12 protein-coding genes are annotated in these 14,199 nt (G+C 43.8%); 9 read left to right on the top strand and 3 right to left on the bottom strand.

The genetic code is table 11. The features are described 5' to 3' along the window. The first annotated feature begins 13 nt into the window (after positions 1–13). The 4 genes from Q7J63_RS18275 to Q7J63_RS18260 all read left to right on the top strand — a co-directional run bounded on the left by Q7J63_RS18275 (position 14) and on the right by Q7J63_RS18260 (position 5,924). Entirely contained in the window at positions 14–3,166 is a 3,153-nt protein-coding gene (locus Q7J63_RS18275; RefSeq protein WP_304888255.1) for an AsmA-like C-terminal region-containing protein, read from the top strand. Between the two features lie 346 nt (positions 3,167–3,512). Then, positions 3,513–3,800: a DUF1330 domain-containing protein gene (locus Q7J63_RS18270; RefSeq protein WP_019598389.1), complete on the top strand. Its 288-nt coding sequence runs from the start codon at positions 3,513–3,515 to the stop codon at positions 3,798–3,800. A gap of 97 nt (positions 3,801–3,897) precedes the next feature. Beyond that, complete coding sequence (gene yiaK / locus Q7J63_RS18265) at positions 3,898–4,899, top strand: 3-dehydro-L-gulonate 2-dehydrogenase (RefSeq protein WP_304888253.1); 1,002 nt, start codon at positions 3,898–3,900, stop codon at positions 4,897–4,899. Continuing rightward, positions 4,896–5,924: a Gfo/Idh/MocA family protein gene (locus tag Q7J63_RS18260; RefSeq protein ID WP_304888251.1), complete on the top strand. Its 1,029-nt coding sequence runs from the start codon at positions 4,896–4,898 to the stop codon at positions 5,922–5,924. The genes yiaK and Q7J63_RS18260 overlap by 4 nt, the downstream gene beginning before the upstream one ends. Positions 5,925–6,002: 78 nt before the next feature. On the opposite strand, the gene Q7J63_RS18255 is transcribed toward Q7J63_RS18260, so the two are convergent. Continuing rightward, positions 6,003–7,649, bottom strand: coding sequence for a UxaA family hydrolase (locus Q7J63_RS18255; protein WP_304888249.1), 1,647 nt, complete (start codon positions 7,647–7,649; stop codon positions 6,003–6,005). A 106-nt stretch (positions 7,650–7,755) separates the two neighbouring features. Between Q7J63_RS18255 and Q7J63_RS18250 the strand changes: the two genes are divergently transcribed. The 5 genes from Q7J63_RS18250 to Q7J63_RS18230 all read left to right on the top strand — a co-directional run bounded on the left by Q7J63_RS18250 (position 7,756) and on the right by Q7J63_RS18230 (position 12,478). After that, a complete protein-coding gene (locus Q7J63_RS18250; RefSeq protein ID WP_019598384.1) occupies positions 7,756–8,751 on the top strand; it encodes a sugar kinase in 996 nt (331 codons plus the stop codon). 84 nt (positions 8,752–8,835) lie between these two features. After that, positions 8,836–9,498: a bifunctional 4-hydroxy-2-oxoglutarate aldolase/2-dehydro-3-deoxy-phosphogluconate aldolase gene (locus tag Q7J63_RS18245; RefSeq protein ID WP_304888247.1), complete on the top strand. Its 663-nt coding sequence runs from the start codon at positions 8,836–8,838 to the stop codon at positions 9,496–9,498. Between the two features lie 128 nt (positions 9,499–9,626). Beyond that, positions 9,627–10,610, top strand: a complete 984-nt coding sequence (locus tag Q7J63_RS18240) for a TRAP transporter substrate-binding protein (RefSeq protein ID WP_019598382.1) — start codon at positions 9,627–9,629, stop codon at positions 10,608–10,610. Between the two features lie 82 nt (positions 10,611–10,692). Next, positions 10,693–11,181: a TRAP transporter small permease gene (locus Q7J63_RS18235; protein ID WP_019598381.1), complete on the top strand. Its 489-nt coding sequence runs from the start codon at positions 10,693–10,695 to the stop codon at positions 11,179–11,181. A 1-nt stretch (position 11,182) separates the two neighbouring features. After that, positions 11,183–12,478, top strand: a complete 1,296-nt coding sequence (locus Q7J63_RS18230; RefSeq protein WP_304888244.1) for a TRAP transporter large permease — start codon at positions 11,183–11,185, stop codon at positions 12,476–12,478. Between the two features lie 132 nt (positions 12,479–12,610). On the opposite strand, the gene Q7J63_RS18225 is transcribed toward Q7J63_RS18230, so the two are convergent. After that, a complete protein-coding gene (locus Q7J63_RS18225) occupies positions 12,611–13,261 on the bottom strand; it encodes a hypothetical protein (protein WP_304888242.1) in 651 nt (216 codons plus the stop codon). Between the two features lie 16 nt (positions 13,262–13,277). Further along, positions 13,278–13,829, bottom strand: coding sequence for a DUF4136 domain-containing protein (locus tag Q7J63_RS18220; RefSeq protein ID WP_304888240.1), 552 nt, complete (start codon positions 13,827–13,829; stop codon positions 13,278–13,280). Positions 13,830–14,199 lie beyond the last annotated feature (370 nt).

Here is a 14,199-nt window from a genome sequence, read left to right as displayed (position 1 = left end):
ACAAGGATTGAACATGAAAAGGAAAAAAATATTCTATCTCTCACTTTTGGTATTGATCCCACTGATGTTGGGCATCAGTTCCATTTGGATCCTCTACCAAAACCAAAATCAGCTCACCCAAAAAGCAATCACCGCCATCAATGAGCAGTTTGTGGGGGAGTTGACTATTGAGGATTCTTATATTTCTCCTTTTGCAAATTTCCCATATATCTCGATTGATTTGAAGGGGATAAAGTTCTATGAAAGCAAGGATAATCAATCAAAACCCATTTATGAAGCAGAAGACTTTTATGTAGGGTTCAATATTTGGGACATCATAAGAGGCAATTATTCCGTCAAAAAGTTGAAAATCAGCAATGGGCATCTTCATGTTGTCAAATATGAAAATGGAGACATCAATTTGCTCTTGGCAAAAGGGATTTCGGAAGAGAAGGATGCAACGGAAACCGAAGAGGCATTGGTCTTTGACCTTGCGGGAATCGTGATAGAAAAGTTTGACATCACCTATTCAGATTTGGCCCAAAAAAGCGATTTTGTTTTTCATATTGGATCGCTCCAATCTGATTTCCGCTTCCGGGAGGATCATATTTTCATTGACTTACTTTCGGATCTGGTGTTTGACTATGAACAGGATGGCGCACCTACTTTTTTTGCCGATAAAAAGATTCATCTGGACTTAGAGTTGGATTATTTTGAAAAACTGCAGCAAGTCATTATTTCCCCTTCAATGCTCAAACTGGAAGAAGCGATATTGGCACTTTCAGGAGAAATCAAAATATTGGAAGAAGGAATTGGGCTGGATTTAAAAATCAATGGAGAGAAGCCTGATTTCAATATTTTCGCAGCATTTGCACCTAAAGAGGTTGGAGAAATCCTGAGCAGATATAAAAATGAAGGCGAAGTTTACTTTTTGGGTTCAGTCAAGGGGATTGCCGGTAAGGAGGAAAGCCCAGCCATTTCGGTAGAATTTGGAGCCAACAATGCTTATTTCCTAAATCCTGCCATTGACAAAAAAGTGGATGCACTCCATTTTTCAGGATTCTACACCAATGGGAAAGACCGGAATTTGAAAACTTCCGAAATTCAATTGCAGAATTTCTCCGCCCGACCTGATCAGGGAACATTTCAAGGAAGACTCATTGTACGGGATTTTGAAGATCCATTTATCAAAGTCAACTTAAATGCGGACTTGGATTTGGGTTTTTTGGGTGAGTTTTTCGAAGTGGAAGGTCTTCAGGGGATTACCGGTCAGGTGATTTTGAACATGGATTTTGATGAAATGATTGACATGGATTTGGCCTCGTCTGGCTTGGCCACGGTTCAGGAAAGCCTCCAAAGTGAAATCTTTTTGAAGGATTTGAGTTTTTCTGTTCCCGGTCTGGAAAAAGCCGTCACCCAAGCAAACGGTTATGCTTTTATGAAGCATGGGAAACTGGTTTTGGATGCCCTGAGTTTTAAAATGGGAAATTCTGATTTTGCTTTTTCTGGGGAATTGGACGATTTCCCCGTATTGTTGCATGGGAATAATTTGCCCTTAAAGGCCAGTTTTACGGTCAAATCCAAACAAATAGACCTCGGACAACTCATTCCATCCGATTCTGCAGGGGCAAAAATGGAGGAGGTGATTTCCGATTTTGAAATCAAGATGGCCTTTGAAACCACTGGATATGATTTGCATCATTATGAATACCTGCCCAAAGGTGAGTTTTTCATCGAGGATTTCTATGCTAAATTGAAGCATTACCCCCATGTTTTTCATGATTTTGATGTTGACTTGCTGATCGATGAAAACACGATCGAAATCAAGGATTTTAGGGGTGAAATCGATAAAAGTGATTTTTTATTTACGGGCAAGATCAACAACTACCGGAAATGGTTTCAGGAAGAAAAAGTGGGGAAAAGCAGTCTTGAATTTGACCTGGTTTCAAATCAATTGAAAATCAATGACCTACTGCGTTATGATGGGGTGAATTATTTACCGGAGGATTATCGGGAGGAGGTATTTTCTGAATTGAAGCTAAAGGGAAAAGTGGACCTGAATTTTCAGGGTGGATTTCATTCTGCTGACTTACACCTGAAGGCTTTGGAAGGAAAAATGAAAATCCATCCCCTTAAGTTGGAGAATTTTCAAGGCAAACTGCATTATGAAAACGACTATCTCACTTTGGATTCCCTCAGCGGAAAAATGGGAACCTCTGATTTCAGGTTGATGCTGGGGTATTTTATGGGAGAAAAAGACACCCTCACATCAAAACGCAATTATCTCCATCTCAAAGCAAAAACGTTGGATTTGGATGCTTTGATGGGTTTTGATAGGTTTGAAACCGATACCAACCATCAGGATGCATTCAATGTATTTGAGCTGCCTTTCTCGAATATGGATTTTTCCTTGGAAATTGGGAAAATGAATTACCATACCTTCTGGCTGGAAGACGTGTTCGCCAAAGCAAGGACAACGACAGATCATTATCTCTATTTGGATACCCTAGGTCTCAGCGCGGCCGACGGGACATTGGGCGTAAGTGGTTATTTCAATGGTTCAAACCCTGATGAAATTTACTTCCACAGCACCATGAAGGCCAAAAAACTGGATTTGGACAAATTGTTGATCAAGTTTGAGAATTTTGGACAGGACTATCTCATCAATGAAAATCTCCATGGTTTGGTCAGTGGGACCATTACCAGCAAATTCTTGGTTTATCCTGATTTGACACCGATCATCGAAAAATCTGATGCCAAAATGGATTTGACCATCTATCAGGGAAGTATTGTGAATTTTGCGCCCATGGATGCCATGTCGGATTATTTTTCGGACAGAAACCTCAAAAACATTCGGTTTGACACCTTGAGTAACACTTTGGACCTGAAGGGTGGCGTTTTGAGTATCCCGAAGATGACGATCAACTCCAGTTTGGGATTTATAGAACTATCGGGCAAACAAAGTCTGGACCTAAACATGGACTACTTCATCAGGGTTCCTTTGGCGATGGTGACGCAAGTTGGGTTCCGTTCTCTTTTTGGAGGGAAAAACAAGAATGAAATTGATCCTGAACAAGAAGATGCGATTGTTTACCGGGACACGGATCGCAGAATCCGTTTTGTCAATATCAATATGAAAGGCACCCCTGATGATTATAAAATCAGCTTGAAACGGGACAAAGACTAGCTCTAAATATTCCTGTCCTTTGAAATGCACCTCAGTGGAAAGCCAATAGTGGACAAATATCAAGGCGCTTATATTTCAGGTATTTTTGCTTCCAGTTGGGAATAATTCTGTTTTTGTATTTACTTCATCCTTTGGCGAGAGGGATTGGAGATTGCCCGCAATTCAACCCGGAATATGCATAGGATTTCCCAATGGGGTTGAAAGGGAAAGAAAATCAGACTATTTGGAGAACAAGGTATAGCACATCCAACAGCATAATCGGTTGGTGATTGATGCCAGATTATCCAAGTAAATCGCGCTCTTCTGATAGAAAATTAAATCAATTTTAAAACTAAAATAAATATTTATGCCTGCTTACGTATTGGTCGAAGTCAGTATCCACGATCCTGAATTGTATGAGTCCTATAAGAAATTGAGTGGTCCGGCAGTGGAAGCTTTTGGTGGAAAATTCATTGTCAGGGGAGTACAGACAGAATCTCTGGAAGGAGATTGGAATCCCGAGCGCTTTGTGATGATTGAATTTCCATCAGTGGAAATCGCGAAAACTTGGTGGGCATCCGAAGAATATACCAAGGCCAAGAATATCCGTCACCAAGCATCCAAGGCCAAAATGCTGGTGGTCCAAGGTCTCTGAATCGACTAACCGCAAAAACATCTTCCCTGGAATTGCCAAAGGATAACATTCATTTCCCTTAAATTTCTTGACCTTGGATATTGTCCGAAATCAAAGCATGAGGATCCCTTACAGCACTGTGATCTCCACCATGGAGAAAATCCTGTCCCATTATGGGTTTTCTGAAAAAAGAGGCGCCTTGTGTTCCGCTCTTTTCGCCCAATCCAGCCTGGACGGCGTGCCTTCCCATGGACTCGACCGATTTCCGGTTTTTCTGAGCATGATTCAGAAAAAATTGGTTCACCCTACTGCCGAAGCAGAAAAAATGGATGCTTTCGGGATGTTCGAAAGGTGGAATGGAAATCTCGGCCCCGGCAATCTCAATGCCCATCAATGTATGGAAAGGGCGATTACACTGGCCAAAATGCATGGCCTGGGAATTGTTGCCCTTCAAAACACGAATCATTGGATGCGTGCGGGGAATTATGGATGGCAGGCTGTGGACGCAGGTTGCATCGGGATTTGTTTCACCAATACCAAACCCAATATGCCAGCATGGGGAGGAAGTGAACCCAAACTCGGAAACAATCCCTTGGTAGTCGCTATTCCCCGAAAGAATGGAGCAGTGGTGTTGGACATGGCCATGTCCCAGTTTTCGTATGGGAAAATGACGACCTATTTGAGGGAAGGAAAAGAAATGCCTTTTGAAGCCGGTTTCGACCAAGTCGGGAATTTGACCAAATCCACCGGAGAAATCATTGACCATGAGTTGGCGTTGCCGATTGGACTTTGGAAAGGGGCTGGACTTTCCCTTGTTTTGGACATGTTGGCATCTATCCTGTCGGGAGGGAAAGCCACGCATGAAGTTGGAGAATCGGGAGAGGAATATGGGGTTTCCCAGGTTTTTATCTGTCTGAATCCCTACAAACTGGGAATGGATGCTTGGTCAGATGACAAATTGGACTCGATCCTTCAGGATTTGAAATCTTCTGCTGTTTTTGACGGAAAGGAAATCCGGTATCCCGGTGAAAATATTGCGCACATCAGAAAGGAAAACATGGATCAAGGGATTCCGGTCGATGAAACCGTTTGGAACAAGATTTTAGAGGAACTGAAATGAAGCGAAATTTAGGGTTTGGAATCATCGGTACCGGTGCCATCGCCTCCAAACATGCGGCGGCGATTCGGGAATTGGCAGGAGCGGAATTGGTGGCGGTTTGCAGTTCGAGCGAGGAGCGCGCAGCCAGGGCCTCGGAATCCTTCAAGGTGAGGGCTTATTCCGATATCAAGGCGTTTTTAAACCATCCAGAATTAGACATTGTCTGTATCTGCACGGCAAGTGGAGCACACCTTGAACCAGCCTTGGCCGCTGCAAAAGCAGGAAAACACCTCTTGATAGAAAAGCCAATCGAAATCAATCTGGAAAGAACGGATGAATTGATTGCCGCTTGTCACACAGCAGGGGTGAAATTGGGCGTGATCTTTCAGAACAGGTTCACTGAAGATTATCTCAAATTGAAACAAGCCGTTTCACAGGGTGTTTTCGGAAAATTATTGATGGGCAATGCCTATGTCAATTGGTTTCGGGAAGCCACTTACTATAGCGGAAGTGATTGGCGGGGAACTTTGAAAGGGGACGGGGGAGGTGCTTTGATCAACCAAGGCATCCATACCATTGATTTGTTGGTGGACATTATGGGGGAGGTATCCACGGTTTTTGGTCAGGTCAAAACGGTGCTGTATCCCATAGAAGGAGAAGATCTGGGTGCTGCACTTGTGAATTTCAAGAACGGGGCATTGGGAAATATCACCGCCGGAACGGCATTGTATCCAGGATATCCAGAAAGACTCGAAATCTATGGGGCTTTGGGAAGCGCCGTTTTGGAAGCTGGCAAAATCATCCAATGGAATGTCAAAGGAGAAGAAAGTGCCATTGTGGAACCATTGGCACAAAGCAAAAGTGGTGCATCAGACCCCATGGCGATTGGACACGCTTTGCATTTGGTTCAATTCGAAGACATGATCCAAGCGATTCAAGAGGAGCGAGCACCAATTGTCACCGGTGAGTCTGCCAGAAAATCCCTTGCACTCATTCAGGCGATTTATGATTCTTCCAAATTGGGGAAGAGGATAGGGGTAGGGTAAATTTTACCCGAAGTAGGCAATAGGTTTCAATTGCTTTTGGAAACCTATTGCCTACTTCGGGTCAAAGCAGCAATGAAATTATAAAGAAACCCCTCTTTTCCAAGGAATAAAATCATCTTGATCAAGGAGTTGGGCTTTGGCTTTAATCTCTCCGCTGGCCACTTGGATGATGTGCTCGACTATTTCTTCTCCCATTTCGGTGATTGTTTTCTCGCCCGAGATTACCCCACCTGTATCGATGTCGATGATGTCGGGCATGCGCACGGCCAATTTGGTATTCGAGGAAATCTTGATCACCGGTGCGACGGGATTTCCTGTTGGGGTGCCCAAACCGGTCGTGAAGAGCATGATATTGGCACCGGAACCTGCCATGGCGGTGGTGCTTTCCACATCATTTCCAGGGGTGCAAAGCAGGTTCAATCCTGGCTTGGTAGCATATTCGGCATAATCCAAAACATCTACCACCGGAGAGCTACCTCCTTTTTTGGAAGCTCCGGAAGATTTCATGGCGTCGGTAATCAAGCCATCCTTGATGTTTCCCGGAGAAGGGTTCATGTCAAATCCGGATCCGGCAGCCACTGCCGAGGCGGAATAGTCGCGCATCAGAGAACCGAATTTTTCGGCGATTTCGTCATTCACACACCTGTTCATCAATTCCTGCTCCACACCACAAAGTTCCGGGAATTCCGAAAGAATGGTTTTTCCTCCCAAAGCAACGATCAGGTCTGAAGCATGACCAACGGCTGGGTTGGCAGAAATCCCCGAGAATCCATCCGAACCACCGCATTCCAAACCAACAGTCAATTTGCTCAATGGCGCAGGGGCTCTTTCCTGTTCATTTGCTTTGGCCATCGCCATAAAGGTCATTTTGATCGCTTGGGACAGCAGGTGCAGTTCCGTCCCTTCTTTCTGTTGTTCTAGCAGAATGATGGGTTTTTCCTGATGGGGATTGATTTTGTCCAGTTTCTCCTGTAGAATTGCAGGCTGGGCATTTTGGCAACCCAAACTCAAAACTGTTGCGCCTGCGACATTGGGGTTATTGATATAACCTGCCAACAAAGCACAAAGCATTTCCGAATCCTGACGGATACCACCACAGCCACCTTGGTGGGTCAGGAACTTGATGCCGTCTATGTTTTTGAATAATTTATTGTCTTTTTGAAGCGCAACTTCCTCAACAGCCAATCCGGAAATGGCTTCTTGTTTCCCACTTTTGAACAACTCCGCCATTTGTTGCACGAGTGATTTGTATGGATTTGGTTTTCCGAATCCGAGTTCCTCAGTGAAGGCTTGTTTGATGACTTCCACGTTTCTGTTTTCACAAAAAACCAGCGGGACAACGATCCAATAGTTGGCCGTTCCGACCTGACCATCTTTTCTGTGGAAACCATTGAAGGTTCTGTTGCTGAAAGGATTATGGGTCGGTGGTGTCCATTCGTAGGTCCCCGTTTTCTTGCCAAAGGAATTGGCTTCATGGGCCACGTTGGCAGTGGTGAGTACAGCACCTTTCAGGATGGGGTACACGGCTTTTCCGACAATGGAACCATACATATAGATGTGCTCCCCTTGTGCCAAATCGACCAAGGCAAACTTGTGTTTGGCGGGAGTGTTGTCTTTCAATAAAATGCTTATGCCATTGAATTCAATAGATTCTCCTGACTTTAGGTCAGTCAATGCCACTAAAACATTATCTTGGGGATGAATTTGTAAAATCTTATGGTTCATTGGTATTTTTGATTTATATTGCGCAATCGATTGCGCAATTTATGCAAAAGAAAAGTTAGAATGAAAATATAAATGATAATTTTAAGACCTGAACCTAAAAATAAAAATGAGTAGAAAGATAATCACCTTGGGAGAAGTCATGATGCGGCTCACCACCCCTGGAAATGAGCGGTTTCTTCAGGCGGATCAGTTCAATATCGTCTATGGTGGGGCAGAAGCCAATGTTTCTGTTTCACTGGCCCAATGGGGGCTTCATGCTGCCCATGTGACGGCATTTCCCAAAAATGATCTTGGCAATGCGGCTGCACGATACCTTCGTCAGACGGGTGTTGACATTTCTCATGTCTCTTTCAACGAAGGTAGAATGGGCCTGTATTTTTTGGAGAATGGAGCCATGCAAAGATCCTCAAAGATCATATATGACCGTTTCGATTCCGCTTTTGCCAATTTTGACGGAGAAGCAATCGATTGGGATAATATTTTTGAAGATGCGGATTGGTTTCACTGGACAGGAATTACACCCGCACTATCGGAAAAAGCAGCTGCCATGACTTTGAAAGCACTTCAGGTAGCCTCAAGCAAAGGATTGATGATCAGTGGTGATATCAATTATAGAAGAAATCTCTGGCAATACGGAAAAGGGCCTTTGGACGTCATGCCTGAATTGATCCAATATACAAATGTGATTGTTGCCGGTCTGGTGGATTTCGAAAATTGCATGGATATCAAAGCGGACGATTACGAAGAGGCATGCCTCAAAACCAGGAAGAATTTCCCCAATATCAAGTACATCACGACCACGGAAAGAAATTCGATTTCCGCATCGCACAACCAACTTCAGGGATGGTTATGGAATGGAAGGGAATTATTGACTTCCAAAACGTATGACATGACCCATATTGTGGACAGGGTTGGGGGAGGAGATGCCTACATGGCTGGGTTGATTTACGGGTTGCTCTTTTATTCCGATCAGAAAGCCTTGGAATTTGCTGTGGCTGCCTCCGTTTTAAAACACAGTATTTCCGGTGATGCCAACCTGGTCAGCCTGGAGGAAGTAGAGTCTCTCGTCAAAGGGGAACATGTGGGGAAATTACTGAGGTAAATGGAGGTATCCATTGGAAATCGGTATTTTCATCAATAGCGCATGAAGCCCCAGTACCTTTAACCTAAATAAAAAACTATTTTAATGAAAATGAATCAACAAGTTATATTGGACAGCATGTCTGGCACAGGAATGATCCCGGTCTTCAACCATGCCAATGTTGAAATCGCCACAGGAGTTTTGGATGCCGCTTACGCTGCTGGAATCAAGGTTTTTGAGTTTACCAATAGGGGAACTCATTCCCTTGAGGTTTTTAGTGCTTTGAAATTGCATTCTGAAAAATACCAGGATTTGTTCTTGGGTATCGGTACCATCTTTAGCGTCGATGAGGCAAAGAATTTCCTTTATGCAGGTGCCGATTTCATTGTTTCTCCGGCATTGGTTCCCGAAGTAGCGCTTTATTGCACCATGAAAGGCGTATTGTGGATCCCAGGTTGTGCTACCGTTACGGAGGTATTCCAAGCCAAGACTTTGGGAGCGAAGTTGATCAAAGCCTTTCCAGGAAATCTTCTCGGACCGGATTTCATCAAAGCAGTGAAGTCCATCATGCCGGATGTCAAGTTGATGCCTACCGGTGGAGTGGAACCCACAGCAGCCAATCTCACTTCTTGGTTCAATTCCGGAGTGTTTTGTGTGGGCATGGGCTCCCAATTATTTGACAAAAAAGAAATTGAAAACAAAGAATTTGATGTCTTGACCAAAAAAATAAAAGAAGCTTTGGAAACAATCCAAGAGATCAGGAAGTAACAAAAGATCGCACCGAGACTGGATGCCTATTTTCACTTCGCCTATTCAATCATGCAATGGGTATTCGAGTGTGAAAGGTCTGCCAGCCATTTGATCTTCAATTCTCATCATCCAAACCAGGAATACCAATGACCCAAAAACCTATTGTACTATTTGTTCTTTTTTTGATCATCCTTATCGGTGGCTGCAAAGGCCCCGGTGGGGTCCGGGTGATTAAACTCGGTCACGGGCTGGGCATCACCCATCCTGTCCATGAGGCGATGGAGTTTTTGGCCCAGAGAGTGGAAGAAAAGTCCAAAGGAGAAATGATCGTCAAAATCTACCCCAACCAACAATTGGGCTCCGAGCGGGAATTGGTGGAATTGCTTCAGATCGGTTCTTTGGGGATGACAAAAGTCTCTTCTGCGATCCTGGAGAGTTTTGCACCCAAACTTCAGGTCTTGAGTTTTCCCTACCTGTTTAGAGATGACGAACATCGTGAAAATGTATTGAAGAGCGAAATTGGGAAAAACCTGCTTTTGGAAAGCCAGGAGTTCTGGTTGCGAGGCCTTTGTTATTATGACGCCGGCAAAAGGAGCTTCTATACCAAAAGCAAACCAATCGAATCTCCGGAAGATTTAAAGGGTTTGAAAATCAGGACGATGGAAAGCAATACTGCCATCAACATGGTCAAAAGTTTTGGGGGATCCCCAACTCCTGTTTCTTATGGAGAGCTCTATACCGCTCTTCAGCAGGGGATAGTGGATGGCGCCGAAAACAATCCTCCTAGTCTTTACACCTCGAGGCATTACGAAGTCTGCAAATTTTACTCCATCAACGAACATACTGCCGTTCCAGACATCATGGTCATCAGCACCAAAGTTTGGGCACTTCTTTCCGAGCAGGAAAAACAATGGCTGCAGGAAGCTGCCGACGAATCCGCCACCTACCAATATAAAATATGGGCGGAATCTGTGGAAGAATCCTTGGAAGAAATGAAGAAAGCGGGTGTCACCATTCTTTATCCTGATCAGGAGAGTTTCAGGAATTCTGTGGAATCCATGTACGAGGGAGTAAAAGTCAGTCAGCCCGAGCTTTATGAAGTGATCCAACAGATCAGGAATCACGATTGAGTTTCTTCGCTGATAGTCATCCGATCATCCCCGTTTTTGGGACTTGGATTCAGGAATTTATACTTTGAAAAGAAATAGCTTTATGAAGAAAATCACCCTAAAACAAAGCGTAGACAAGGTTGTCTCAAGTGCCCTGATCATTTTGATGGGATTGATGGTGATCAATGTTACCTGGCAGGTATTGTCCCGCTATATTTTCCAAAATCCCGCATCCTTTACCGATGAACTCTCCCGCTACATGCTGGTTTGGCTGGGGATGTTGGGCGCCGCCTATGTGGCAGGTCAGGACCAGCATTTGGCCATTGACATCGTATTGAGGAAACTGGAAGGGAAGGCAAAAGCCAACCTGCAGATTCTGATCAATTCCTTGGTGATCATTTTTGTGGTCGCAGTGATGATTTTGGGAGGGAGCAATTTGGTCTACATCACTTTTATCTTGGAACAAAAATCGGCCACCCTGCAAGTGCCGCTGGCCTATATTTATACCATCATTCCCGTGAGTGGACTGCTGGTTCTTTTTTATCAACTTTCCCAGATTTTTGATATCCTCAAAACCCAAAAAACAGCATAGCATGGATTATATCAGCATTGTTATTTTAGTACTTACTTTCATCACCCTAATGGCCATCGGGGTTCCCGTGGCCTGGAGTCTTGGGTTGTCGAGTTTTGTTACGCTGTTGGTTTCCGTGGCAGCGGGACCTTCAGCCACCACGATTGCCCAGAGAATGGGAACAGGTTTGGACAGTTTTTCCTTATTGGCCATTCCGTTTTTTGTGCTGGCTGGGGAGATCATGAACCGGGGAGGCATCGCGAACCGGTTGATTGAATTGGCCAAGGCGATCACGGGAAGACTTCCGGGTGGATTGTTGTATGTCAATGTCATTGCAGCCATGCTCTTCGGAGCCATCGCCGGATCGGCAGCAGCTGCCGCTTCTGCCATTGGTGGCGTGTTGGGTAAGAGAATGGAAGCTGAAGGCTACCCAAGGGAATTGGGTGCTGCGGTGAATATCACTTCATCCACCACGGGCTTGATCATTCCTCCTTCCAACATCCTGATTGTTTATTCACTCGCCTCTGGCGGGGTTTCCATAGCGGCTCTTTTTATTGCAGGGTATATCCCCGGTCTTTTTATCGGGTTTTTGTTGATGGTGACTGCAGCGATATTTATCAAAAGGAAAAATCTTCCCGGTGGAGAAGCGACATCCCTGAAGGAATTGACCTCCAAATTTTTCAGGGCATTTCCCAGTTTGATGCTTTTGGTGATCGTGATGGGTGGAATCGTTGGCGGGGTATTTACGGCTACGGAAGCTTCTGCCATTGCCGTGATCTATACCTTGGGACTTTCATTTGTCTATCGGGAATTGAAATGGAGAGAGGTTCCTTCCATTTTGCTGAAATCTTCCGAAACCACGGCAATCGTGATGTTGCTGATCGCCACATCCATGAGCATGTCTTGGGTAATGTCGAGTGAAGACATCCCGCAATCGATCAGCGATTCCTTATTGTCCATCAGTGACAATGTATGGGTGATCCTTTTGTTGATCAATATCCTGTTGCTGTTTGTCGGAATATTTATGGACATGACGCCTGCAGTATTGATCTTTACGCCAATTTTCTTACCGATCGTCACGGAATTGGGAATTGATCCTGTTCATTTTGGGATCATCATGATCTTGAACCTATGTATCGGTCTGTGTACGCCGCCGGTGGGATCGGTCCTGTTTATCGGGGTTGGCGTCGCCCAGACGAGCATCGAAAAAGTAGTCAAACCCCTGATTCCGTTTTTCATCGCGATGATCATTGGCTTGATTGTGATTACACTGTTTCCAGGCATGACCCTTTGGTTGCCAAGAATGTTTGGCTTATAAGTTTTCTTTCCATTGGTTGAAAAAAGCAATCTCTAAGTCGGATTGATTGGTTTTCAAATTTTACCCAAATCCCCATCCCTAGCGAATCTTTTCTTGGGATGGGGATTTTTGAATTTCAGCAACAAAGGATTTCTATCTTTGCCTTGCGATCAATCCTTCTTTGACCAACCTGCCTACCACCACTTTGGCAAATTCTTCAGAAGAACCTTCCAAATCGTAGGGGTTGGTTGTCTGAGATTGGGCTGACCACACCAAATCTTCAGATTTGGCATCATAAAGGTTGATTTCCAAGAAGTAATTTTTTTCCTGAGTATAGTATCCGGGGCTGTATATCATAGGGTAATAAAAGGAATAGTATCTCCAAAACCCCCTGTAAAAGGCAAATCCCATTGGGTTATACATGATGTCTCCGGGAACATAACGGGTCTCATTGGTCTGATCGATCACCGCAACGGTCAAAATCGCATCGTTTTCCCTGTCTTTTATTGCGGTCAGGATCTCTTCCTTTTTGGTTTCCATAGCCCTGAATTCAGGTTTGATGATATTGAAACTGGTGACAGAAGCGACCCCTTTTTGATTCAACAGGTTTTGGAGGTTGTCTTCAATTGTTTTTCTTGCGAGAACATTGTCGCTCAATGCAGCAATAAAAATATTGGAATAGCCACTGGGAGGGGAGTCAGGACTTTTCCAAGAACCGAGGATCTTGGTCGTAGACGAACAAGAGGAAAAAAGAAGGCTTATTCCAAGAATGAGAAAAGGTAGAAAATGGACGTTGGTTTTCATGGGATTGGATTTTGGTTTATTTGCTTGTTCCATTGATTTTGGTAAAAAAGGCATCGACTATTTTTAAAATTTCGGAGGGGATTTTTTTTTCTTTGTTTGGGATAATTTTCTCGGAAATGCCCATCCAAACAACTTGGTTTTGTTTGGCATCTACAAAATCCAGCCTAATGCTGCCCTTTTTGTATCGGCCCACTTCCACGATTTCGGTTTTCCAGGTGTACCGACGCTGTCCGATGTAATTGAAAGTCCCCGGATCTGTCATCAGGCCGGTTTGTCGGGTTTGTATTTTCTCTTCCACGCGTATGCCGATATTGATTTTCAATTCAGGATCAGGGCTTTCCCTCAAGCCCCTGTTTTCCATTTGCTGGATGATGGCTGTTTTCAAGAGGTGGACGTTTCTTTGGAATTGGTTGCTGGTGTCTCCTTTCACATCCAGGCCATAAAAACCAAATGTCTGATAGGCATCAAGATCAAAACCCAACTTATCCGTAGGCAAAACCGTAATCTTTGCTGCTGTAGCGCAACTGAATTGAATGCAAATAGCGATCAATAAAACCCAGTTTTTCATCCCCAAAAAATCAATTGGCTGTAAATGTTTGCTGCTCCTTTATTCGAGAGTCCTTGATGTGTGAATTGAATTTGTAAAAGAAGATTAGGGATGCCCATTGGCTCAAATTCAAATTTGAGAAAAGTCCTTATTTTTTGGCTGTAAGCGCTCCAAAAAAACTTTTGTTTTTTTGGAGTATCATCCCCACCATTCCAATACAACTTCAATGAATTCAAATCAGTAAAAATTCACGATGTTATAAATGATAAAATTTAAAATTATAATTTAAAAATACACAATAAACACCAATAAAGAATAATTAAAATTAGTATAATGTAAAAATAGTTGAATTGGTGAATTCTGTTTTCGAATGAAACCATTCCTACTGTTT

The organism is Rhodonellum sp. (assembly GCF_030656585.1).
GTDB lineage: Bacteria > Bacteroidota > Bacteroidia > Cytophagales > Cyclobacteriaceae > Rhodonellum > Rhodonellum psychrophilum.
This window is presented reverse-complemented; position numbering and strand designations above follow the sequence as displayed.

What these genes read in the sequence shown, in the direction of transcription:
- Q7J63_RS18250 (WP_019598384.1), top strand. Translation starts at nt 7,756, where the DNA reads ATGAGTAGAAAGATAATCACCTTGGGAGAAGTCATGATGCGGCTCACC.
- Q7J63_RS18270 (WP_019598389.1), top strand. Translation starts at nt 3,513, where the DNA reads ATGCCTGCTTACGTATTGGTCGAAGTCAGTATCCACGATCCTGAATTG.
- Q7J63_RS18230 (WP_304888244.1), top strand. Translation starts at nt 11,183, where the DNA reads ATGGATTATATCAGCATTGTTATTTTAGTACTTACTTTCATCACCCTA.
- Q7J63_RS18255 (WP_304888249.1), bottom strand. Translation starts at nt 7,649, where the DNA reads ATGAACCATAAGATTTTACAAATTCATCCCCAAGATAATGTTTTAGTG.
- Q7J63_RS18240 (WP_019598382.1), top strand. Translation starts at nt 9,627, where the DNA reads ATGACCCAAAAACCTATTGTACTATTTGTTCTTTTTTTGATCATCCTT.
- Q7J63_RS18275 (WP_304888255.1), top strand. Translation starts at nt 14, where the DNA reads ATGAAAAGGAAAAAAATATTCTATCTCTCACTTTTGGTATTGATCCCA.
- Q7J63_RS18260 (WP_304888251.1), top strand. Translation starts at nt 4,896, where the DNA reads ATGAAGCGAAATTTAGGGTTTGGAATCATCGGTACCGGTGCCATCGCC.
- Q7J63_RS18245 (WP_304888247.1), top strand. Translation starts at nt 8,836, where the DNA reads ATGAAAATGAATCAACAAGTTATATTGGACAGCATGTCTGGCACAGGA.
- Q7J63_RS18220 (WP_304888240.1), bottom strand. Translation starts at nt 13,829, where the DNA reads ATGAAAAACTGGGTTTTATTGATCGCTATTTGCATTCAATTCAGTTGC.
- yiaK (WP_304888253.1), top strand. Translation starts at nt 3,898, where the DNA reads ATGAGGATCCCTTACAGCACTGTGATCTCCACCATGGAGAAAATCCTG.
- Q7J63_RS18235 (WP_019598381.1), top strand. Translation starts at nt 10,693, where the DNA reads ATGAAGAAAATCACCCTAAAACAAAGCGTAGACAAGGTTGTCTCAAGT.
- Q7J63_RS18225 (WP_304888242.1), bottom strand. Translation starts at nt 13,261, where the DNA reads ATGAAAACCAACGTCCATTTTCTACCTTTTCTCATTCTTGGAATAAGC.